This window comes from Rhizobium sp. USDA 4016 (genome assembly GCF_056279705.1).
The window spans coordinates 973,587-994,459 of record NZ_JBWCCY010000004.1; the positions used below are offsets into that span (position 1 = coordinate 973,587).

Sequence of the window (20,873 nt, forward strand, 5' to 3'; positions counted from 1 at the left end):
TTTGCCCCCAATCATTGCCCTGCAGGAGATCGTCCCATCGAAAGAATGAGGAGACAGGATTTCATGATCGAGGAAAATCGCCAGTTGATCATTGGGATGACAGCAAGTGCACGAAAGTCTTAGAGGGCCGGTTTTCCCATACCCTGTCCCATGTGGCAGGCGCCCGCGCACCTCTGCTAACGCCTTGTGATACATGCGTTTTTTTAGAGTGCGGATGGATAATTGATCGGATGCGAGGGTGAGCCTGCGGTTGCGGAGCGTCACCTGACGCTATAAGCCCGGACGTAATCCACGAACATATGCGAAGGATCGGGAACGTTCATTTCGCCAGCGTCTTTCGCCAGTCCCAGATTGACAAGGATATACATCGGCTGGCGGTGCTCCGGCTGGGTTTTAGTTTTCCAGACCAGCTTCTCGTCGAAATACATGCGGATGAATTCGGAATCTATTTTCACGCCATATGTATGAAAGTCGGTGGGCCTTGCGTCGCGGAACACCTCGATGCGCGAGAAATCCGAATAATGCCCGCCACCGCGGTGCCAGACATGGACGGTCGAAGAATATCCTTCCGGTTTGTCTCCGTAGAATTCAAGAACATCGATCTCGGCGGTCGATTTCGACCTATCCTTGCCAATCAGCCAGAAAGCTGGCCACACGCCAGGCCCGATGGGCAGCTGGGCGCGCGTCTCGAAATATCCGTAGCACTGCGAAAAGCCAATTCCCTTGGGGTCAACGGAGGCAAGCAGCCCGGAACGCCAATCGCCCTGGGCGTTGCGGGCCGCCTCGATGCGCAGAACGCCGTCGGTGACGACAAACGGAAAACCGAGTTCGGGATTGGCAAAACGGGCGCCGCCGAAATCGCCAGACCACGGCGTATGAGCGATCCAGCGGGTTCCGGGCCCCCAGGCCGACACGCTGAGATCATCGAAGTTGTCTTCGAAAGTGAGCTTCATCTCCTCGGTATCGATTTGATCGCCGGTGTCGCCGGGCACGCAGTCTTCGGCATGTGCCAGGCCGGCGCACAGAAGCGCGGCAGCGATCACGATTCCCAGCCGGCGGCCAGACGATCGCGGCCAGCCTGTACGACGAAGACAGGTTTTGAGCGTAAACGTTCTCATGCCGCGGACCGTACCGACGCGCACTTTCGCGGGAAAGGGCCCAATTCGACCGAAGGACTACCGCAAAGGGCTTAAGGCGGACGTAAATACAAGCCGCTTCGGCGCATGATAGCTTTCTGTTGAGGAAAACTGGGTGCGGTGGATGCGGGTCGAATTCATTGGGCTGATGACCATTGTGCTGGGAGCAATTCTGGTGTTCGCCCCGGTCAGGCATTCTTTCACATGGATGATGCTGTCGACTGCATTCGGCGCGGCGGCGGCCATTGCGCTGCCCGGAATGGGCGGAGCGTCAATCCTGGTGCCCAACCTACTTCTGCTGTTTTTCGTTCTACGCATCTTCATGGCATTCGGCGAGGGACAGATCTTCGCTGCAGTCTCTCCGTCGCGCGCTGGATTCATCCTGTTGGTATTGACGGTCTTCGGACTGTTTACGGCATTGTTCCTTCCGCGGTTGTTTCAAGGAATGACGGAAACCATGATCGTCGAGCGGTCGGTCGGCCTGCGAAACATAATCTCGCTCGTGCCGCTGCGTGCCTCGTCGAGCAATATAACGCAGACCGTCTATGCCGTGGGCGGCCTGGTGGCGTTCGCCAGCACCTTCGCCTTCTTTAGGCGCGCAGGCGCGCATGACGATCTCATCAAAGCCGTGTTGGTCACCGCGACGGTAACATTGAGCTTCGCACTGGCCGATATCGTCACCTATTTCACGCGGACCGAATTTTTGCTCGGCTTTGTCAGGACGGCAAACTACGCGCTGCTGACCGCTGCCGAAAAGGGCGGGCTGAAGAGGATTTCGGGGACTTTTCCGGAAGCATCGGCATTTGCTGGCTATACGCTGGTGCTGTTTGCCATCATCGCCAGCCTCTGGCTCGAAGGCGTCCGTGGCCGGGCAATCGGCCCTTTGACGTGGCTTCTGTTCATCGCATTGCTCTTTTCGACATCGGCGACGGGGCTTATCGGTCTGGCGATTATTGTTCCGGTCCTTTTCTTGCGATCGTTTTTCCGGTCGCCCGCTGACCGATCTCGCCAACCGGCGCTCTTTATTGCCGGCTCGCTCGCGGCGGCCCCGCTCATCGTGTTTCTTGTCCTGGCGACGCTGCCCGGACTTTCGGCAGGCGTTGCCGGCTTCTTCGACGAGATGCTGTTTTCGAAAGTCGACAGCCAGTCGGGACAAGAGCGTGCGGAATGGAATGCCGTTGCCTACAAGACGTTCCTCGACACGTTCGGTTTCGGTGCGGGGCTGGGTAGTGCACGGGCCTCCAGCTTCGTGCTGGTGCTGCTGTCCAATATCGGGGTGCTCGGCGCGTTTTTGTTCGCGCTGTTCATATGGTCCGTACTGTCGTTGAAGCCGGCTGTTGGATCGTCGCAGCCGAATGAATGCGGTGCGGCAATACGCGCCGCGAAAATGGGGATCCTGGCGGTGCTGGTCACGGCTTCCACATCAGGCACCGTCTATGATCTCGGGCTGATGATCTACATTCTTGCCGGCGCCACGACCGCCCTGACTGCGCCCTATCCGCTCCGCGCGAGGGCCTCTGCCTCTAATACCATGAGCTTACTGGATCGGCGGTCATGAGCAGGATGCCCTTCAAGATCGTCGTCTTCAACGTCAAATACAGCGAAAACCTTGGCGACGGCATATTGGCTTTTTGCATCGAGCACGGCCTTTCGCAAACGGGCGGCGGCATCGAGGTGGAGACTGTCGATCTTGCCGGCCGTCGCGGGTTCGGCGGTGCAAGCAGCAGCCGGCGCCGGCATCTGCTCAAGCTGCTTCAAAGGTTGCCAAAGCCTGCGCGGCGGCTGGTTGTCGGGTTCGTCGTCCGGCGAGCGCTCCGGCGGCAGCGTGGGGAATGGGAACGGAAGATTGCCGCGGCGGATGCAGTCGTCATCGGAGGCGGCAATCTGTTCCAGGACGACGACCTGAATTTCCCGTTAAAGATCGGAACAGTTCTGGATTGCGTTCGGCGCTTCGACCGCCCGCTTGCGATTTATGCTGTCGGCGTAAGCTCCGATTGGTCAGAGCCAGCCAGGCGACTGTTCGCCCGCATCGGCGGCGTGCGGCTGCTGCACCTCTCGGTGCGCGACAGGTTTGCTTACGATAGCTGGCGCCGTCATTTTCCGGCCGGTCCAGTTCCGGACATCATCCCTGATCCCGGGCTCCTGATCGCCCAGATAGCCGATACGACGCGCGTACCGAGCGCGAAAAAGACGGTCGCCATCTGCGTCACTGAACCGGTCGTGCTCACGCGGCATGCCAGCCAGACGGGCCCGATACCGCTTGGGGATGCGGCTGGGTACTGCAAGCTTGTAAACGCGCTGATCGAGGACGGATTCAGCGTCATGCTGTTCTGCAACGGCGCCACGGAAGATCACATTTTCGCGAGGACGATCGTGAACGAAGGCTCGATGGTACGTCATCTTACCTCAGGCGTACTCCATCTTGCCGATCGGCCTGCGGACGTAGGGCAGTTGCTGCGGCTGTTGAATGCCGCGGATGCCATCGTTTCCCATCGCCTCCACGCCTGCATCGCCGCCTATTCCTTACGCATTGCGCATGTCGGACTAAGCTGGGATAAAAAGGTCGAGGGCTTCTTCCGCTCCGTCGGGCGCGAAGCCTATTTTGTGGATGAAGAGCATGTAACGGTAAGCGAAATTCCTGCTCTTCTAAAAGCCGCGCTCGCCCAAGGTATTGATCAGGAAAGATATAATCTGACGATGGACTGTGCGGAAACGGGAATGCGGCGCTTGCGATTTGCGCTGCGGCCAGGCCTGATCAGCGAATATCCGATGTCGGACGACGTGCGAGGCATTGCGGCCGGCCCTCGTTGAATTCCGCACTGAAAGACCAGATGTTCCCCTGGCTTGCCGATCACAGCGGAGCGTTGTTTCCCGTCGCCCGCAAAAGATTCAATGTATGCGCGTAAAGTCCTGCGACAGGCTGCAACACCGCACTCCCAAGCAACTTAAGCAATATGGAGTAAGCGACACGGCAAAAGACGCATGATATTGTGTATTTTCCAACCTTAAGATTATACTTTTGTTCAGTCAAAGCGGATGTTCGCTTACGGGGTTTGGGGAATGGTAACACTGACCACCGCGGAATATGAGCTTTCGGCAAGTCGTCATCTCAAGCGTCGCGAATTTGCGGGGGGAGCGTACCGCGGTTACCAAGCCGGCGAAACGATCTTCGAGGTCGGAAATCGCCGGGCCCGCATCTTCTATCTGATCAGCGGCTGGATAATATCCTGGAAGCTGCTTCCAAATGGCACACGCATGGTGTCCGATTTTTCGCTTCCCGGCGATATCGTGTGGACTGCTTCGGCGGAATTGTCGCGCGAGACGATGCAGGCGCTCTCCAACATCCGCATCTACGAGCTGCCGGCGCTCGGCGATCGAAAGCCCGAGAGCGCTTCGAACGACCTGCACCGCGCGCTGCTCCTGGAGATGGTGCGCCGTCAAGCCCGGCTGACCGAAAGGATGGCGAATATCGGGCGCCGCGATGCTCTTGCCCGGACGGCGCACCTTCTTCTCGAGCTGGCCGTTCGGCTGGGTGTCTTCCAGCACGAGTCGGCGGATGGTTTTGAATGTCCGCTGACACAGGCCGAAATCGGTGATGCCGTCGGTCTTTCGACCGTCCATATCAATCGCGTCCTGAAAGATATGCGGCTCAGCGGCCTGCTTGTATTCAAAAGTGGCGTCGTCGAGTTCCTCGACAGGAAGAAACTCGAGGAACTGGTCGATTTCGACCCAAGCTACCTGGCGCCGCCTGCGGAGCGCCGGCTGTAAATTCCTGAAATACTTCCAGGTGTTTTGGGGCTATTCGAAAGAAGAGCCGACAGGGCATCTCTGTGGATAATTCTATAAAATATGAGGATTATTCACAATATTCGTAGCTCTTTGTGGCTAAAGTGATTAGGGGCAATGTTATTGTGCGGTAAGAAATAAGTTCTAGATGTGATCTTTTATGAGTAGTGGTTAACATATGTTAATGCCGACATTTATAATTAATGCAAGTTTAATGTTGGGCGTTTGGATTTCATACGACTGTAAAAGTACTTTAGATCTGGCCCTAAAGTTTGATCTAATCGTATGATTTGCAAGTAAAGCGTATGTATTTCAAATTGGCCCCTAGTTTTGGCTGCCAATTTTGTTGAGAGTAGGAGTCGGCTGTGAACGGGCAACAAATAACCAACGAAAATACTGGTATCGCAAGGACAACCCGCCTCATTTCCTTGAAGGCGAGGGATCCGGTACGGAGTCTGTCGTCGGCGAATTTCGTCACGACGGAAGAGCATGCGGAGTATCTGCTGCTGATCGATTCGCGGGCGCTTGACCGGGAGTGCCTGTCACGCAGCCTTCGCGAGTATCAACCGGCCTTGAACATCATTTCCGCCAATTCGCTGGAGGACTGGCAGAACCAGCATATCCAGCATGATCCCGCCGTCATCCTTTTGATGATCGGCGGAAAGAAGATCACGGATGCCGATGTGGGCCAAGCGATCGCGAAATTGACCGAGAAGTTCAAATCCAGCCCTGTCGTCGTGGGGGCGGAAAGCGACGAACTTTCGCAAATCCTCAAAGCGCTGGAATACGGCGCCCGAGGCTACATACCCACCACTGTCAGTATTGGCGTTGCTGCAGAAGCGATCGGACTGGCCCAGGCCGGGGGAATTTTCATTCCCGCGAGCAGCATTCTTGCTGCGAGGCATGTGATCAGTGCTGTCAGCAACGGCATGAACTGCACCGATGAACTCTTCACGCCGCGTGAAGCGGTCGTGGCAGAAGCCTTGCTGCGCGGCAAGGCCAACAAGATCATCGCGTATGAAATGAAGCTTTGCGAAAGTACGGTAAAGGTTCACATCCGCAACATCATGAAAAAGCTGAATGCCACCAACCGGACGGAGGTTGCCTACAAGATCAGGGATTTCATGCATTGATCATGCGTGGTTGCTGCTGAACTCCCCGAATTGCTGTGAAGCCTTCGCATGCTTTCGCGGGCAGGGCCGTCTCGAGTGCCACCTGGGTCAGGGGTGGAATGCGCGGTTTGCCTCGAAGGAGCCGAGTTCCGATGCTTGTTGGCCGAGAAGGAAGAGGATCTGAGTATCCCCGGCGCCCCTACAAGCGGGGACGCTGTTATTCTGTATAAGACTGAAGACTGCTCGATATTCTTGGGGGCCGAAAAAGCCGGGCTCGCTTCAGCAATGAAGCGAGCCCTTCCGCAAGGAGCTTTTCGCGGTCATTAGCCCGCGAGTATTAGCTGCCGCATTTGGAATTGGTTCTACTCGGTACTGCCCCCGATCCCGACGCAAGGATGCCATACTACTGCACGAAATCAACTAATCCCTTTGGGTGATAGCCGAGCGGGCCGGTTCCTGTCCTCTTCCGGTACAGGAAGCGCGTTCGCGCGATCGTCATAGCGCGTATCGGGGCGTAGGGCAGGCTCATCCATTTGTAGAAATGTTCAAGACCGGGAAATCGTGGTCTGATGCTTGAGAGCGGTATCATCCTTGCGAGACCGTCTCATTACTCCTCCGATGAAGGGAGAAGGGCTCGTCAATAGGCAGAACGGGTCCTTTTTCCTTGACCGCGAGCGGTCGCGCCGCGTGCTTCGGCTTTTTCAGCTCTTTGTGGGGCCCTTTGCCACGGTGGCGGAGACAGAGTTGACCTTGCCGCCCGGGGCATAGCCGCCGCCGATGGCGACGTTGAGGGAGACGTAGTCCTTGGCCATCTGCTGCACGGCCGCCGCCAGGCTCGCCTGGGCCAGCGACACCTGGCGCTGGGCGTCGAGCACGTCGAGCAGCGAGGAGGCGCCGTCCTTGTAGCTTGCCGTCGACAGTTCCAGCGATTCCTGCGTCGTCTTGACCTGGGCGCGCAGCGCTTCCACCGTCTGGGCGTCGCGGCGCACCGCCGACAGCGCGTTCTCCACCTCCTCGACGGCGTTGAGCACCGCTGCCTTCCAGGCGAGATAGGCGGTCTTGGCGTCCGACTTGGCAATGTCGACATTGGCGCGCAGGCGGCCGCCGTCGAAGATCGGCAGGTTGAGCGTCGGGCCGAAGGACCAGGTGGTCAGGCCGCCGCCGCGGCCACTGGCCGGGTTGACCCAGGTCGGCGAGATCGAGCCGGACAGCGCGATCGACGGATAAAGCTGCGATTGGGCGACGCCGATATTGGCGGTCGCCGCTGCCAGATTGCGCTCGGCCACGCGGATGTCGGGACGGTTGCGGATCAGGTCGGCCGGGATGCCGGAGATGATGCCGGCACGGTAGACCGGCTGGGCGGCCCCCCTCTGCAGTTCGGCCATCAGCGAGGAGGCCGGCAGGCCGAGCAGCGTGGCGATGTGATGCGCCGAGACGCGGAAGTTGGTTTCCAGACCGGGGATTTCGGCCTGCGTCGACTGCACCAGGCCCTCGGCCTGGACGACGTCGAGCCTGGAGGCGGCCCCGGCTTCCAGCTGGAACTTGGTGAGGTCGAAGGTCTCCCGGCGCGATTGCAGGTTGGCCTTCGACAGCGCAATGCGCTCCTGGTAGAAGCGGGCGTCGATATAGGTCGAGACGAGATCCTGCAGGAAGGCAAGCCGGGCCACGTCGGCGCTGGCATAGGCCGAATCGAGCGAGGCAAGCGCGCTTTCCTTGGAGCGGCGGTACTGGCCGAAGAGATCGAGCAGCCAGGAGACATTGGCCTCGCCGCCAGTGGTGTTGGTAGCACCCACCCGGGTGCGCTCCGAGCCCATCTGGCCCGACACCGTGTGCGAGGCGCCGACCACCAGGCTCGGCAGCGAACCGGCCCCGGCGACCGTCACATTCGAGGACGCCGAATTGATGCGCTCCATCGCCTGCAGCACGTCGAGGTTCTGGTCGATGCCGCGCGCCACCAGACTGTCGAGCTGCCTGTCACGATAGGCCGACCACCAGGCCACCGTCGCAACATCACCGATATTCTTGGTGCTGCCCTCACCGAATTTCGCCGGCAGCGGCATCTCCGGAGGCGTGTGGTCCGGTCCGCTCACGCAGCCCGCCAGCAAAGACGCGATTACGAAATACGCTGCGCTACGAGCCAGTGTTGTTCGCCCCCTCAACCTGCCGACCTCCTTGGTTTTGCCAAAAGTACGCTAGACGTGGTTAATGAAGCGTTGCATTCGCGCGTTCGGTCGACCTGCTGCCGGAATGCGACGATGCGGAGGGCTTGGTCTGGGGCCGGGGCAACCATTTAAAGCTCACGTCTCGCGGGTACACCCGCCGACGGGGTGCGGGGAGAGGCCGGCACAAAAACCGGTGGTCGGAAACGAAAAGCGTCGTTCGGGTCAGCGCTCGTTGGCGCCTGGAGGCAGGACGAGGCATTGGCGCAAGGCATCAGGCGAGAGGTCTTGCCCGCCATCCTGGCTGCTTGAGGACGGGAGCTTTGCCGCGAGGAATCCTGCGCCGGCTCGGGTGGCGGTTCAAAGATCGGATATATGGTGACGCCCACAGCAAGGCTGACGGAAAAGCACGCTACAATGTAAAACAGCACAAACCTCATGGAACGTATAACGGCAGTGTCCCGACGACATATCAACCTGCCCAATATGATTAGGAAGGGCCGGAGATAACTGTCGCTGATGTGGGCCGTTGGCTTTTCAATGCCTTCTAGGCGCAGCAGGTATCTTTGCCATGCGTGGGCCTGCAGCAGGCTTCAGTCTTTCGTGCTTCCTCTTTGAGCCAGCGGTCGCGCGGCTTGCAGCTTGCCGGGCGAGGCGCAAGTTCGACGTGCACCATGCCGCCCAGCAGGGCCGGCATGGCCGCGCAATAAAGCTGCATTGGCCGCATGCCGTCGCTGATTTCGAATGTCAGCCTCGCAGACCCGTCGAGCTTCACATGCTCGGTCACCTTGCGGATGATTGCATGGAATTTTCCAGCCGGCATATGCGTGCGGTCGTCCTCTTCGATGTCCCATAGCTGGATGAAAATCTCTCGCCATGCTTCCGGGTTGGCGCCGCAGTCGAGCGCTGCGAACTCACCGGCCTTGACTTCGGTGACGTGGTAGCCCGGTTTCACCGGCCGGCCGTCGTAATGGAAAACCAAGGGCAAATCCTTGGCGCCTGCCAGGAAGTCGAGAAGCGGGCCGAGGCTGATGTCGCGGTCCTGCATTTTGCTGTTGTCGATCGCGTTCATTTGCATTAATCCTAATTTCAACGATTCAAGGATTATTGAAATATGGATCAACGTCAAGCCCTGAGCGCCTTCGCCGCGCTCTCCCAGGAGACCCGCCTGCAGATCGTCCGCATGCTGGTGGTCGCGGGTCCAGACGGCATGGCCGCCGGCATGGTTGCGGAGAAGACGGCCGTCTCGCCGTCGAATGTCTCCTTCCATCTCAAGGAGCTCGAACGATCCGGCCTCATCAGCCAGAAGCGTGAATCGCGCTCGATCATCTACACCGCGAACTATAATGCGCTGGGCGGTCTGATCCGCTTCCTGATGGAAGATTGCTGCGCCGGGAACCCTGAAATCTGCGCGCCTGTGGCGGCGGTCGCCGCATGCTGCGCGCCTAAAGTGGAGGAGAAAGTGCAATGACTGCCGACCGTCTCTACCATGTGCTGTTCCTGTGCACCGGCAATTCCGCCCGCTCGATCCTGGCGGAGTCCATTCTCAACGCCGAAGGCAAGGGCCGCTTCCGAGCGTTTTCGGCAGGGAGCCAACCCAACGGTAAGGTCAATCCCTATGCGCTGAAGGAGCTGCAGGCGCTGGGCTATCCTTCGACCGGCTTCAGCTCGAAGAGCTGGGACGTGTTTGCCGAGGCGGGTGCGCCGGAAATGGATTTCATCTTCACGGTCTGCGACAGCGCCGCGGGCGAAGCCTGCCCTGTCTGGATCGGCCATCCGATGACTGCCCACTGGGGCGTCGAGGATCCGGCCGCTGTCGAGGGCAGCGAAGTCGAGAAGGGCCGGGCTTTCGCGCAGGCCGCACGGTTCCTGAAGAACCGGATCATGGCATTCCTGAGCCTGCCTTTGTCGTCGATCGACAAGCTCGCTCTGGAGCAGCACCTGCGCCAGATCGGCGCCATGGAAGGTTCGACGAGCAATCCGGTGAAGGCAGGATAACGATGATGTTCGATCTGCCGCGCCGCCTGGTGTCCGAGGGCCTCGGCACAGCACTTCTCGTCGCGACCGTGGTCGGGTCGGGCATCATGGCGACATCGCTGACGCAGGATGTAGGACTGGCGCTGCTCGGCAACACGCTGGCGACCGGCGCCATCCTGGTGGTGCTGATCACTATCCTCGCGCCGGTTTCCGGAGCTCATTTCAATCCGGCGGTCTCGCTGGTCTTCGCGATATCGCGGTCGCTGCCGAAACGCGATTTCCTCTGCTACGTCCTGGCGCAGGTTGCTGGCGGCGCCATCGGGACGATTGCGGCCCATCTGATGTTCGATCTTCCGCTCGTCCAGCTGTCGACAACGGTGCGCACCGGCGGGGCGCAATGGTTTTCCGAAGGTGTCGCGACCTTCGGCTTGGTGGCGGTGATCCTCGCCGGGATCCGCTTCGAGCAGAAGGCGGTGCCATGGTTGGTGGGGCTTTATATCACGGCCGCCTACTGGTTCACCGCTTCGACTTCCTTCGCCAATCCGGCCGTTGCCTTCGCCCGCTCGCTGACCGACACCTTTTCCGGCATCCGCCCGGTCGATCTTCCGGGCTTCTGGATCGCCGAAATCGCCGGCGCGGTCGTGGCGCTCTTTCTTTTCACCTGGTTGCTGCAGCCGGGTGCATCGTCAACCCTCTCACCTAAGGCAAAGCTATGAAAGCCACCATCTATCACAACCCAGATTGCGGCACGTCGCGCAACACGCTGGCGATGATCCGCAATGCCGGGATCGAGCCGACGGTCATCGAGTATCTGCAAACTCCGCCGTCGCGCTCGGAGCTAGTCAAGATGATCGCCGACGCCGGCCTGACGGTGCGCCAGGCCATCCGCGAGAAGGGTACGCCCTATGCGGAGTTCGGGCTCGATGACGCGGCCCTGACCGACGATCAGCTTCTCGATGCGATGCTGAAAGATCCGATCCTCATCAACCGGCCCTTCGTCGTGACGCCGCTCGGCACGCGGCTCGCGCGGCCATCCGAGGCGGTTCTTGATATCCTGCCGGAGACCCATAAGGGCGCCTTCGCCAAGGAAGACGGCGAACAGGTTCTCGATGCGGAAGGCAGGCGCATTGTCTGATCTGCCGGCAGCCTCCCGCGAACATCTGCGGCCGCTCGATCTGGCAGCGCTGCAACCGCCATTCTCGAAGCACAAGCCCCGTATCCTGATCCTCTACGGTTCGCTACGCACGGTCTCCTATAGCAGGCTGCTCGCCCATGAGGCGGCGCGCCTGCTCGAGCACTTCGGCTGCGAGGTGCGGATATTCAATCCGGAGGGATTGCCGCTTCCTGATGCGGAGCCGGTGAGCCATCCGAAGGTCCAGGAACTGCGCGATGTCTCGCAGTGGTCGGAAGGGCAGGTATGGGTTTCGCCGGAACGCCATGGCGCCATGACCGGCATCATGAAGGCGCAGATCGACTGGATTCCGCTTTCGGTAGGCTCGGTGCGGCCAACGCAGGGCAAGACGCTCGCCGTCATGCAGGTGTCGGGCGGCTCGCAGTCTTTCAACGCCGTTGGGCAGATGCGCATGCTCGGCCGCTGGATGCGCATGATCACGATTCCGAACCAGTCGTCAGTCGCCAAGGCTTTTCAGGAGTTCGACGCGGACGGCCGCATGAGATCCTCGTCTTATTACGACCGGGTGGTTGACGTCTGCGAGGAATTGGTGAAATTCACGTGGCTTACCCGCGACGCTTCAGCCTATCTCACCGATCGCTACAGCGAGCGCAAGGAAGAGGCCGATAAGCTCGAACAGCGCGTGAGCCTGAAATCCATATGACCGAACCTCCGCCGATTGCTGCCATTATCGCCCTTGGCATCACGCAGATCATCGGCTACGGCACGCTCTATTACAGCTTCAGCATCCTCGCCCCCGATATGTCGCGGGATCTCGGATGGCCGTCCGAGGCCGTCTTCGGCGCATTGTCCGCGGCTCTCCTGATCGGCGGCCTTATGGCACCTGCGCTCGGTAAATGGATCGACCGCTTCGGCGCCGGACGGATCATGACGGCGGGATCGGCGACCGCGGCGGCGGCACTTGTCGCCTGCGCGCTGGCGCCCGGCAGGATTTCCTTCGTGGCGGCGCTAATCGGCATCGAGGCGGCGTCGAACCTCGTTCAATATGGCGCGGCCTTCGCGCTGCTCGTGCAGATCCGGCCGCAGGCGGCACAACGGAGCATCACCTACCTGACGCTCATCGGCGGGTTTGCCTCGACGATCTTCTGGCCGATCACGACGATGCTGCACGCTGAGATGTCGTGGCAGCAGGTCTATCTGGTATTCGCGGGCCTCAACCTCATCATCTGCCTGCCTATCCATGCCGTGCTCTCGCGGCAGATGCGCCGAAACCGGGAGCGAAGCGGCAAGGCCTCGCCGGCGAGACGCGTGGAAGGAACGCTTGCCGCATCGGCGCGCAGGATGGGTTTCGTTCTGATGGCGCTTTCCTTCTCCCTCCAGTCGCTGGTGAGTTCGGCCATCCTCGTCCATATGGTGCCGCTGCTTTCCGGCCTCGGGCTCGGCGCGACAGCGGCGCTGGTCGGGACGTTCTTTGGCCCCTCGCAGGTTCTCAGCAGGTTGACGAACATGCTCTTCGGCGTGAACCTGCCGCCGCTCAAGCTTGCCATCATAGCGGCCACGCTTATGTCGGCAGCGGTATTCCTGCTCATCCCGACCGCGCCTTCCGTTGCCGGCGCCATCGCATTCGCAGTTGTCTTCGGCCTGGGGAACGGCCTTTTCAGCATCGTCACCGGAACGCTTCCGCTGTTGCTCTTCGGAAGCGACGGCTATGGAAAGATGCAGGGCCGGGTGATGGCGGCGCGCCTGATCGTGTCGGCGGTCGCACCCTTTGCGCTGGCCTACCTGATCGGGAGCATCGGCGTCGTCTGGTCGCTGGCGTTGACATCGGCGGCAGGCGTCCTTGCCGTGCTGGTTCTGGTGGCCATCGGGCAACTCGCCAGGAACGGCTCGGCCTCGGAAGCGGCCGCGACGCAGACGAGCAACTGACGAAACCGGCTGGACAGACTTGCGGAAGTTCACTGACGCATAAGATCGATGTTGCTGGTGACGACCGACCCTCCGGTCGCATGGTCGCGATCGACCGTGCGCAGGCGCAAGCCATCCGCCCCGACCTTCTCGATGGTCATGGTGGCGTTCCGGTCGCCGTTCACGGGGCGGGCCCAGCGTACGGAAAGATTGATGGCGTTTCCGCGGCGGCTTCCAGAAAGCGCAGACGGCAGGCCCATCGGTCCGACATAGGTCCCGGTATATCGCCCGCCGCTGACCCTCAGATTTGCCGAAACGGCCCGGCGCACGACGACAAAGCCCCGGCAGTTGCCGTTCATGGAGAAGTTGGCTCGGCCCGCCGTCGTTGCGAAGCTGCATCGCACGTTGACCGGATCGCTGCCGATCCGCATCAGCACCTGGCCTGCACCTTGCCAGTTTCCGGCAAGCGACTGGAGGAAATTGGCTTCCTGAGCGGCTGCCGCAAGCGGCTGGGAGGCGGCGAGTGTGAGGGAGAGCAAGTAAACGGCGCGGCGCATGGCGGTGACCTCGTGTACGGATATTGCCGAACGTCTTTGAGGCAGTTCAGTTCCCGGATTTTGGGCTGCCGGAAGCGCGCTCATCATCTGGCCGTTGCCGAAGAGATGCGCGGGCAAGCTCGACAGGTGTCTTCATGATGATTTCGCGATGCGGGAACGGGATCGAAATGCCGGCTGCCTTGAATGCATCCCATAATGCCATGAGTACTTCACCGCGCACGTTGGTAAGGCCGTTGCTCGGGTCGGAGATCCAGAATCTCAGCTTGAAATCGACCGATGATGCCCCGAAGGCCGTCATCCAGCAGACCGGCTGGGCGTAGGTGCCGGCAACCCGCGGAATGGTCTTGGCCGCCTCGATCGCGATGCGGGCAACCTCGTGCGGATCGCTGTCATACGAGGTTCCGAAATCCACCTCGATGCGGACATAATCGCTGGAAAACGACCAGTTGACGACTTGCTGGGAAATGAAGTCTTCGTTTGGAATGAGGTACTCCTTGCCATCTCTGGTGATGACGGAGACGAAGCGGGAGCGCAGGTCGCGGATAGAGCCGAAGGTTTCCCCCAGCGTAATCGTGTCGCCCGGTTTGATGGATTTATCGAGCAGGATGATGATTCCGGATATGAAGTTGGAGACGACCTTCTGCAGGCCGAAACCAATGCCGACGCCGACAGCACCTGAAAAAACCGTGAGCGCCGTCAGGTCGATGCCTGTCGCAGACAAGGCGATCGTGCCCGCAAAGACAATGAGCCCAATCTTGATCAGTTTGCTGATGAGAACCTTCAAGGAGGGCGTGAGATCCGCGGACTTCTGGATCCAGTTCGACGACATGTTGCCGATCAGAACCGCAAGCCAGATCAGCGCGACGGAAAGGACGATGGCCTTCAAGACGAGCAGCATAGAAAGGCGAACGGCGCCGAGATTGACGGCAATACCATCGAGTGCTGCCAGAAGCGCGCGATCCAGCCCAAGCGCATAAAGTGCAAAGTAGAACCAGCCGGCGGCGGCAACGACACGCGCCAGCATCTGGTTTCGGATGATGCGCGTGAGTACCGAGATGACGAACCACGCCACCACGAGAGTGAGGGCTGTTGCTACCAGCCACCGGTGCGATGGCCACGCAATTCGCAACAGCACCACATCCGCAATCGCCAGCAGCACAATCAGAAAGAGCCAGCGTGTTCGCCGCATGAATGCGATGATGACGCGAAGCAGATCCGGATTTCCCTTGATGGTGCGGGCGCGCGATTCCAGAGCCGGCTCGATCCGTTTTGCCAGCAAGCCGGAAAGCAGGTAACCGGCGACAATCAGGGCGGACTGATAGAGCGTCCACTCATTGAGAAGGAAAGCCTGCAGCCAGGATCCGGCAGCGTTGACGGCCTCTAGGAAATCCATCGTCGTTCTCTCGCGATTTTGCAGAATAACCAGCGGGAGAGGGGTTTTGTTCAAGTGCGAGTGTCGAGGCAGTTCGTCCGGCCTGAAGTGGGCACGCGGGTAGAGTTCCTCTGCGGCCGAACTCACCAGGTAAAATCGACCGACCGCGGAAGGGCGATCGCTTGATCGGGTGCATCCTAGGCTTCGGTTTCAAGCAATTGTGCCTCACGCCGTCGCCACTCGATAGGTTTGCTTTCATATCCTATTTCAAGGCCGGCGATGACGGAGCCGTCTTCAAAAACCTTCCCCCGCCATTTGTCGCCGATTGGGCGATATTCTGCTCGAGAGCTGCCCTATTATCGCGATTGCCGCACCTAAATTAGAAGCGATTGGCAAACCTCCTGCTCGGTCCCCCCCAATCGCAGAAATATCTCGGGTCTCGGTTTCGAGAGACGCCCATCGGAGGTGAATGACTTTGCTCGGTTGATTGCGTTATCAATGAGAATCGATAGAGCGCAGCCCGTAAGCCTGCGCGCTTTTACGCGGAATCGGTGTCGCTCCTGATGCGGGCATCCCATCCCAGTATCGAGACCTCAGCCACGGCCTCAAGCTCGGCACGGCTGGCCCCGTCGCGAGCCAGGATTGACATGCCAAACTGGACAGTCTGCACGAAACGCGAAAGCGCATGGACGTCCGTTGCGACTGGAACTTCACCATCCGCCACGGCCCGATCCAAGCGCGCCTTCAGGCGTTCGAGCGTGACGGCACGTGCTGATCGTACGAGTTCACCCAATTCCAAGTGGCCTTCGCTGCCGACCGATGAGAGGGCCACCATGCAGCCATGGGGAATGTCTGCAACACAGCCGGTCAGGGCCGCAGCTGAGTCCAGCAGAAATGAAGCGATCGCTTCACGCGCCGTCCGCGCTGAATGGAATTTAGCCCAGACGAGCGCCTCGTAGCTCTCGCGATAATAACGCACCGCTTCCGCGTAAAGCGCTTCCTTTGATCCGAATGCTGCGTACAGGCTGGGTGATCCGATCCCCATCGCCTCGGTGAGATCAGTTATTGACGTGGCTTCAAAGCCCTTGAGCCAGAAGAGACGGGTCGCCTTCGCCAAGGCGGCTTGTCGATCAAATGCGCGAGGGCGCCCGCGAGCGCGGGACGGAGTAGATTCGCAGGCTTGAGGCTTTCGGTCCGATTTCTGCATCAATCGTTATATAAACCTCTCATCCTTCCTCGGCAACTTGCATACGTTTTTGTATCGATCGATATAATATTCTTGACGCACCGCTTTCACGTCCCTACGTATTTCTGTGTCAATCACTACAGAAAGGACAGATAATGAGTGAATTGGTTGGAAAGCGAGCTCTTGTGACGGGCGCATCGCGTGGTATCGGCGCCGCTATTGCGCTAGCACTTGCGGACAAGGGCGCGGACGTGGCGATCACCTACGAGCGTTCGGCTGATCGCGCAGCAGAGGTTGTTCGAGCTATTGAGGGGAAGGGCAGGCGCGGATTTGCTATCCAGGCCGACAGTGCCGATCCGGCGGCCGTGAAGCGCTCGGTGGAGGAGGCCGCCCAGGCGCTTGGCGGTCTCGACATTCTTGTCAACAATGCGGCAATCGCGCTTTACGATGCGATCGCCAACGTCAGCGTCGCTCACATCGATGCGCTGCTGAACGTCAACGTGCGATCACCCGTGCTCGCTTCGCAGGCCGCCATTCCATATCTTCAAGCGGGAGGTCGCATCATTACTATCGGCTCGGCCGGCGCCGAACGCATCGTTGGCGAGAGCGGTACGGTGTATTACATGACAAAATCCGCGCTCCACTCGTTTACGCGCGGCCTCGCTCGCGAACTGGGAGCGCGTGATGTCACCGTAAACCTGGTCCAGCCGGGATCGACTAATACAGACATGAACCCGGCCAACGGTGATTTTGCCGACTTCCAGCGCGCACTGATGCCTCTTGGCCGGTATGGCGAGCCGCAAGATGTGGCGGCGGCTGTGGCCTTCCTCGCGAGCCCTGCTGCAAGGCAAATTACAGGAACAATCCTCACAGTGGATGGCGGCTTGAATACCTGACCGCCTGAAGTTGGATGCCCTCCGAAGTTCCCGAAACTGCTCACGCTGGCTCGCAGACGCTTGATGATGGATTCGCGAAGGAACTTCCGAGGGTGTGCGGGCGAACAAGATCCGGACGCACGCGATGATGTGTTTTGCGAGATCGAGCATTTCGCCCTCCATCTTCAGCTTTGGTATCTCGTCGAAAGCCTTCGCGGACGACCTGACTTCGTAGTCGAAGTTCAACGCGGTGGCGATGAGGCCATTGCTATGAGCGCGGAGTACCGTGCGCATCTTGCGCAACAGCACCGCCCGCGCGATTGCTGCCACGTTTGACTTGCGCATGGCGTCGCGCAGAAGGACGAACGCATCCTGAAGTGCAGAGTCTTCCGCTATCGGCCCCAGAGATTCGCGCCACTTGATGGACATGCCGGACTTGCTCTTTAAGCCTCCCGCGCTGCAAAGGATTGCTGTTGAGCGTCCGTTGGCTAAGTTAGCGGTGACAAAAGCTCACAACGCTTCCGCCGGGGGGATGCATGACGAAGCATCGAATCTATTCAGTCAGTATCGCGAGCGTCTATCCGCACTATGTCGCCAAAGCGGAGAAGAAGGGGCGCACGAAAGCTGACGTCGATGAGATCATCTGTTGGCTGACGGGACATACCCAAGAGACGCTAGATAATCAGTTGGCGAATGACACAAAATTTGAGGACTTCTTTGCGCAAGCGCCTCAAATGAATCCCTCGCGATCGCTAATTACCGGTGCGATCTGTGGCGTTCGCGTGGAAGACATCCAAGAACCTACGATGCAGGAAATCCGCTACTTGGACAAACTGATCGACGAACTCGCCAACGGGAAAGCGATGGAGAAGATCCTGCGAAAATAGCCAGGCGGGTGGTTCGAACGCGCAAGGCTTGATGTTCTGAGCCTGGGCATGGGATCGCTTCGACCAAACTAGGCCCGCCGTCGCTGCATACCCAATCTCGATCCTTTCCGAGGGGCGGCCTGGAGCGCGACCCAGGCAGGAGCGCATTCATAGTGGATCCCGGGCCCCGCGAGAACACCTTCATCCTGGAGAGTGGCACCCTGCCGCTCGGCCAGTGCAGCAGCGCAATCATTGCTAAGTCCTATCTGCGCGCTACCTCCATGAGTCTTGGACCAATTGGCATATCGACGCCTTCAAGTCACGACCATAGCAAGGAGGCGGAATTGAAAAACGGCCTCGGGGGTTCTCGTCGTATATATTCAATTCCGCCCGCATCACCCTCACGCATGCCTGCCTTTGCGAGTGTGCTCGCAGTCATTGCCATTCTCTACTTTGCAAAGGAAGTCCTCCTTCCTCTGGCAATCGCTGTTCTGCTGACGTTCGCACTGGCACCAATCTCCTCACGTCTTCGTAAGCTGGGGCTTCCTCGCATTCTGGCGGTAATAACTACCGTCATGCTCGCCTTTCTTGTTCTCATCCTGTTCGGCCTTGTGGTGGCCGGACAGGTTACTGAAGTCGTGCAAAACCTCCCTGCCTATCAGACCAACATTGTGGGAAAGATCCGGACGCTCCAGGAAAGCGGAAGCGATACGGGTATCGTTCGGCGGCTGACTTCAGTCGTCGAAAGTGTCGGACGGGAACTCAACAGCGTGGAGCAGAAACCGACTGCTCCCGTGGGCGAGCGATCATCGAGGGAGCCTCTGCTCGTAGAGATATTCGCGCCAAGCCGCCCCATTGCAACGCTGACAAATTTGATCGGCCCCTTGGTCGGTCCGATCGCGTCATTGGGACTAATCATAGTCGTCGTCATATTCATGCTCCTGGAGCGGGAGGAGCTTCGCGACCGCTTTATCCGGCTCGTCGGCTACGGAGACCTCCATCGCACCACCGAAGCCCTGCAGGAGGCGGGAAGCCGCGTTGCGCAGTATCTCCTCATGCAGTTGGTCGTGAACTGCGCTTACGGCATCCCCTTGGCGCTGGGGCTTTGGGCGGTGGGAATTCCCAATGCAGTGCTCTGGGGGATGCTTGCCATCGTTCTGCGGTTCGTCCCATATATCGGGCCGGTAATAGCTGCCGTACTGCCGCTCTTCCTGGCGTTCGCAGTCGATCCGGGCTGGAGCCTTGTTCTTTGGGTCGCCGCGATCTTTCTCGCGCTGGAGCTGACGAGCAACAACATCGTCGAACCATGGCTGTATGGTTCCCGAACAGGCCTCTCTCCCCTTGCCATCATCGTTGCAGCTATTTTCTGGGCATGGTTATGGGGACCGGTTGGCCTTATCCTGTCGACGCCGCTGACCGTGTGCCTGGCAGTTCTAGGGCGTTATGTCCCGCAGTTTGAATTCTTGGAAGTCCTTTTTGGCAGCGAACCGGTGCTTGATCCCAAGGAACGCCTCTATCAAAGGCTTTTAGCTGGGGATCCCGACGAGGCCACCGATCTCGCCGAGGAGATCCTCGAGGAAGATTATCTGGAGGAATACTATGGCAAAGTTGCTATTCCAGCCCTTCTGCTCGCCGAGCAGGACCGCCGCAGAGGCGTCCTGACAGCGGAGCAGATGGAACAAGTGTTCGGTACTGCCATCACGTTGGTCTCGAATCTGGAAGAGATCGCACGGGAGGAGGAGGAGGAAGAAAAGCAGGAGGACAAAACCGCAGACGAGACACCCTTGACGGCCACGAAGGATGAGGGAGAGGGCGACGAGGAACTGCCGGACGGGACCGGGAAAACGGTCTTCTGCATTGGTGGCAGGGGGCCTCTTGACGATGCATCAGCGGTGATGCTGGCCCAGGTTCTCCAAGTGCAAGGAGCGGAAGTGGTGGCAGCAAGGCACTCCGACATCGCCAGCCGCCGCAGCCGCGATCTCGTTCCGAATGCAGCAAATGCCATCGTCGTCTGCTTCCTGAACTTTGACTCTGTCAGGCATGCCGGCATACTTGTACGCCGCTTCAAGCGCATGTATCCCACCACGCGCGTAGGCGCAGTGCTGTGGTCTGAAAACGATGAGGACACGCAACTGCACCAGCTTCCGGAGGCTGATTTCATTGCTTCCACCTTGACCACCGCCGCGCGTGAGATGCTCTCCGATGCGCCGCCGCCGTCTCCGGTAAGCCCTCGGAGGCTCCGAATCAGGCGACCCAAAACCGGGACTGGCACAGCCCTAAAAGCGCCCTCTGGTCCTCCCGATCGGCCCCAAGGGACCGAATAGCCAATCGTTCAACTGCCTGCAGAAGATTGTGTTAGCGGGTCATCCCCCAGACATCGCCGATCAGCGCAGCGAGGGACCCACCGCTGCGATGGGCGGTTCCTGATCCGGCTCCGTGCATCTTCGATTTGATCCGAGGCCTCGGCACTCGCAATGCGGATCGAGGCCGCCCCCGATCTCAGCAACACCTTCCCGCAAGCCTGCGTCAAACAAGGCACGAGACGCCGCACGGAACCGAACTGGGCTGAACATGCCGTCGAGCTCAAAAAGCCAGGCACCTTGCTCATTCTCTGTGAGGAGTATCGTGGGTCGCACCCCGAAGGGCACGGCTACAGCCGCTTCTGCGAACTCTTTCGTAGCTTCTCACAGCGACTTTCGCCGACTATGCGCCAGGAGATGCGGCCCGCGACCCGTTCGAGGCGAGGAGGAAACGCGTCGTTCGGGGCAAGCCAAATTGGCCATCGATCATGTCGAGGAAGCGAAGGAGCG

19 protein-coding genes and 1 pseudogene are annotated in these 20,873 nt (G+C 59.6%); 13 read left to right on the forward strand and 7 right to left on the reverse strand.

The window, feature by feature from the left end; genetic code table 11:
• Positions 1-260: 260 nt before the first annotated feature.
• Complete coding sequence (locus ACZ9DP_RS19950; protein WP_237361706.1) at positions 261-1,043, reverse strand: glycoside hydrolase family 16 protein; 783 nt, start codon at positions 1,041-1,043, stop codon at positions 261-263.
• Positions 1,044-1,260: 217 nt separating this feature from the next.
• Here ACZ9DP_RS19950 and ACZ9DP_RS19955 point away from each other — a divergent pair, with 217 nt between their 5' ends.
• From ACZ9DP_RS19955 to ACZ9DP_RS19970, 4 genes are all read left to right on the forward strand, one after another.
• Positions 1,261-2,694 carry a hypothetical protein gene (locus ACZ9DP_RS19955; protein WP_476205419.1) on the forward strand — a complete coding sequence of 478 codons (1,434 nt, stop codon included), beginning with the start codon at positions 1,261-1,263 and terminating at the stop codon, positions 2,692-2,694.
• On the forward strand, positions 2,691-3,947 hold the full coding sequence (locus ACZ9DP_RS19960; RefSeq protein WP_476203360.1) for a polysaccharide pyruvyl transferase family protein: 1,257 nt from the start codon (positions 2,691-2,693) through the stop codon (positions 3,945-3,947). The genes ACZ9DP_RS19955 and ACZ9DP_RS19960 overlap by 4 nt, the downstream gene beginning before the upstream one ends.
• A 249-nt stretch (positions 3,948-4,196) precedes the next feature.
• Positions 4,197-4,904 carry a Crp/Fnr family transcriptional regulator gene (locus ACZ9DP_RS19965; protein ID WP_194727712.1) on the forward strand — a complete coding sequence of 236 codons (708 nt, stop codon included), beginning with the start codon at positions 4,197-4,199 and terminating at the stop codon, positions 4,902-4,904.
• Positions 4,905-5,287: 383 nt separating this feature from the next.
• A complete protein-coding gene (locus ACZ9DP_RS19970; RefSeq protein ID WP_092586462.1) occupies positions 5,288-6,055 on the forward strand; it encodes a LuxR C-terminal-related transcriptional regulator in 768 nt (255 codons plus the stop codon).
• 680 nt (positions 6,056-6,735) lie between these two features.
• Here ACZ9DP_RS19970 and ACZ9DP_RS19975 read toward each other — a convergent pair.
• Complete coding sequence (locus ACZ9DP_RS19975; RefSeq protein WP_476205420.1) at positions 6,736-8,175, reverse strand: efflux transporter outer membrane subunit; 1,440 nt, start codon at positions 8,173-8,175, stop codon at positions 6,736-6,738.
• 565 nt (positions 8,176-8,740) lie between these two features.
• Positions 8,741-9,265, reverse strand: coding sequence for a DUF6428 family protein (locus ACZ9DP_RS19980; protein WP_476203361.1), 525 nt, complete (start codon positions 9,263-9,265; stop codon positions 8,741-8,743).
• 42 nt (positions 9,266-9,307) lie between these two features.
• Between ACZ9DP_RS19980 and ACZ9DP_RS19985 the strand changes: the two genes are divergently transcribed.
• The 6 genes from ACZ9DP_RS19985 to arsK are packed head-to-tail and all read left to right on the forward strand — an operon-like array spanning position 9,308 to position 13,228.
• Positions 9,308-9,664 carry an ArsR/SmtB family transcription factor gene (locus tag ACZ9DP_RS19985; protein WP_476203362.1) on the forward strand — a complete coding sequence of 119 codons (357 nt, stop codon included), beginning with the start codon at positions 9,308-9,310 and terminating at the stop codon, positions 9,662-9,664.
• Positions 9,661-10,191: an arsenate reductase ArsC gene (locus ACZ9DP_RS19990; protein WP_476203363.1), complete on the forward strand. Its 531-nt coding sequence runs from the start codon at positions 9,661-9,663 to the stop codon at positions 10,189-10,191. The genes ACZ9DP_RS19985 and ACZ9DP_RS19990 overlap by 4 nt, the downstream gene beginning before the upstream one ends.
• Before the next feature lie 2 nt (positions 10,192-10,193).
• Positions 10,194-10,886, forward strand: coding sequence for an MIP/aquaporin family protein (locus ACZ9DP_RS19995; protein ID WP_476203364.1), 693 nt, complete (start codon positions 10,194-10,196; stop codon positions 10,884-10,886).
• Positions 10,883-11,305: an arsenate reductase (glutaredoxin) gene (arsC, locus tag ACZ9DP_RS20000; protein ID WP_074069213.1), complete on the forward strand. Its 423-nt coding sequence runs from the start codon at positions 10,883-10,885 to the stop codon at positions 11,303-11,305. The genes ACZ9DP_RS19995 and arsC overlap by 4 nt, the downstream gene beginning before the upstream one ends.
• Complete coding sequence (gene arsH, locus ACZ9DP_RS20005; RefSeq protein WP_476203365.1) at positions 11,280-12,005, forward strand: arsenical resistance protein ArsH; 726 nt, start codon at positions 11,280-11,282, stop codon at positions 12,003-12,005. The genes arsC and arsH overlap by 26 nt, the downstream gene beginning before the upstream one ends.
• Positions 12,002-13,228 (forward strand): arsenite efflux MFS transporter ArsK, encoded by a 1,227-nt coding sequence (arsK, locus tag ACZ9DP_RS20010; protein WP_476203366.1) that lies wholly within the window; start codon positions 12,002-12,004, stop codon positions 13,226-13,228. The genes arsH and arsK overlap by 4 nt, the downstream gene beginning before the upstream one ends.
• 29 nt (positions 13,229-13,257) lie before the next feature.
• Here arsK and ACZ9DP_RS20015 read toward each other — a convergent pair whose 3' ends face one another.
• The 3 genes from ACZ9DP_RS20015 to ACZ9DP_RS20025 all read right to left on the reverse strand — a co-directional run bounded on the left by ACZ9DP_RS20015 (position 13,258) and on the right by ACZ9DP_RS20025 (position 16,343).
• A complete protein-coding gene (locus ACZ9DP_RS20015; protein ID WP_476203367.1) occupies positions 13,258-13,764 on the reverse strand; it encodes a hypothetical protein in 507 nt (168 codons plus the stop codon).
• Positions 13,765-13,810: 46 nt separating this feature from the next.
• Positions 13,811-15,157, reverse strand: coding sequence for a mechanosensitive ion channel family protein (locus ACZ9DP_RS20020; protein WP_194727704.1), 1,347 nt, complete (start codon positions 15,155-15,157; stop codon positions 13,811-13,813).
• A 517-nt stretch (positions 15,158-15,674) separates the two neighbouring features.
• Positions 15,675-16,343 (reverse strand): TetR/AcrR family transcriptional regulator, encoded by a 669-nt coding sequence (locus tag ACZ9DP_RS20025; protein ID WP_476203368.1) that lies wholly within the window; start codon positions 16,341-16,343, stop codon positions 15,675-15,677.
• A gap of 134 nt (positions 16,344-16,477) precedes the next feature.
• Between ACZ9DP_RS20025 and ACZ9DP_RS20030 the strand changes: the two genes are divergently transcribed.
• The gene (locus ACZ9DP_RS20030) at positions 16,478-17,218 is read left to right on the forward strand and encodes an SDR family NAD(P)-dependent oxidoreductase (protein ID WP_074069208.1); all 741 of its coding nucleotides are present in this window, start codon (positions 16,478-16,480) and stop codon (positions 17,216-17,218) included.
• Positions 17,219-17,338: 120 nt separating this feature from the next.
• Here the strand turns inward: ACZ9DP_RS20030 and ACZ9DP_RS20035 are convergent.
• Positions 17,339-17,575 (reverse strand): annotated as a pseudogene (locus ACZ9DP_RS20035) (Ku protein); the annotation flags it as partial.
• Between the two features lie 158 nt (positions 17,576-17,733).
• Between ACZ9DP_RS20035 and ACZ9DP_RS20040 the strand changes: the two are divergent.
• Positions 17,734-18,084 carry a DUF2200 domain-containing protein gene (locus ACZ9DP_RS20040; RefSeq protein WP_476203369.1) on the forward strand — a complete coding sequence of 117 codons (351 nt, stop codon included), beginning with the start codon at positions 17,734-17,736 and terminating at the stop codon, positions 18,082-18,084.
• 260 nt (positions 18,085-18,344) lie between these two features.
• Entirely contained in the window at positions 18,345-20,387 is a 2,043-nt protein-coding gene (locus ACZ9DP_RS20045) for an AI-2E family transporter (protein WP_476205421.1), read from the forward strand.
• The last annotated feature ends 486 nt before the right edge of the window (positions 20,388-20,873 follow it).

Bases quoted from the DNA above. Each gene is read 5' to 3' on its own strand.
- ACZ9DP_RS19955 (WP_476205419.1), top strand. From the start codon at position 1,261: ATGCGGGTCGAATTCATTGGGCTGATGACCATTGTGCTGGGAGCAATT.
- ACZ9DP_RS19960 (WP_476203360.1), top strand. From the start codon at position 2,691: ATGAGCAGGATGCCCTTCAAGATCGTCGTCTTCAACGTCAAATACAGC.
- ACZ9DP_RS19965 (WP_194727712.1), top strand. From the start codon at position 4,197: ATGGTAACACTGACCACCGCGGAATATGAGCTTTCGGCAAGTCGTCAT.
- ACZ9DP_RS19980 (WP_476203361.1), bottom strand. From the start codon at position 9,265: ATGAACGCGATCGACAACAGCAAAATGCAGGACCGCGACATCAGCCTC.
- ACZ9DP_RS19985 (WP_476203362.1), top strand. From the start codon at position 9,308: ATGGATCAACGTCAAGCCCTGAGCGCCTTCGCCGCGCTCTCCCAGGAG.
- ACZ9DP_RS19990 (WP_476203363.1), top strand. From the start codon at position 9,661: ATGACTGCCGACCGTCTCTACCATGTGCTGTTCCTGTGCACCGGCAAT.
- ACZ9DP_RS19995 (WP_476203364.1), top strand. From the start codon at position 10,194: ATGATGTTCGATCTGCCGCGCCGCCTGGTGTCCGAGGGCCTCGGCACA.
- arsC (WP_074069213.1), top strand. From the start codon at position 10,883: ATGAAAGCCACCATCTATCACAACCCAGATTGCGGCACGTCGCGCAAC.
- arsH (WP_476203365.1), top strand. From the start codon at position 11,280: ATGCGGAAGGCAGGCGCATTGTCTGATCTGCCGGCAGCCTCCCGCGAA.
- arsK (WP_476203366.1), top strand. From the start codon at position 12,002: ATGACCGAACCTCCGCCGATTGCTGCCATTATCGCCCTTGGCATCACG.
- ACZ9DP_RS20015 (WP_476203367.1), bottom strand. From the start codon at position 13,764: ATGCGCCGCGCCGTTTACTTGCTCTCCCTCACACTCGCCGCCTCCCAG.
- ACZ9DP_RS20020 (WP_194727704.1), bottom strand. From the start codon at position 15,157: ATGGATTTCCTAGAGGCCGTCAACGCTGCCGGATCCTGGCTGCAGGCT.
- ACZ9DP_RS20025 (WP_476203368.1), bottom strand. From the start codon at position 16,343: ATGCAGAAATCGGACCGAAAGCCTCAAGCCTGCGAATCTACTCCGTCC.
- ACZ9DP_RS20030 (WP_074069208.1), top strand. From the start codon at position 16,478: ATGAGTGAATTGGTTGGAAAGCGAGCTCTTGTGACGGGCGCATCGCGT.
- ACZ9DP_RS20040 (WP_476203369.1), top strand. From the start codon at position 17,734: ATGACGAAGCATCGAATCTATTCAGTCAGTATCGCGAGCGTCTATCCG.
- ACZ9DP_RS20045 (WP_476205421.1), top strand. From the start codon at position 18,345: ATGAGTCTTGGACCAATTGGCATATCGACGCCTTCAAGTCACGACCAT.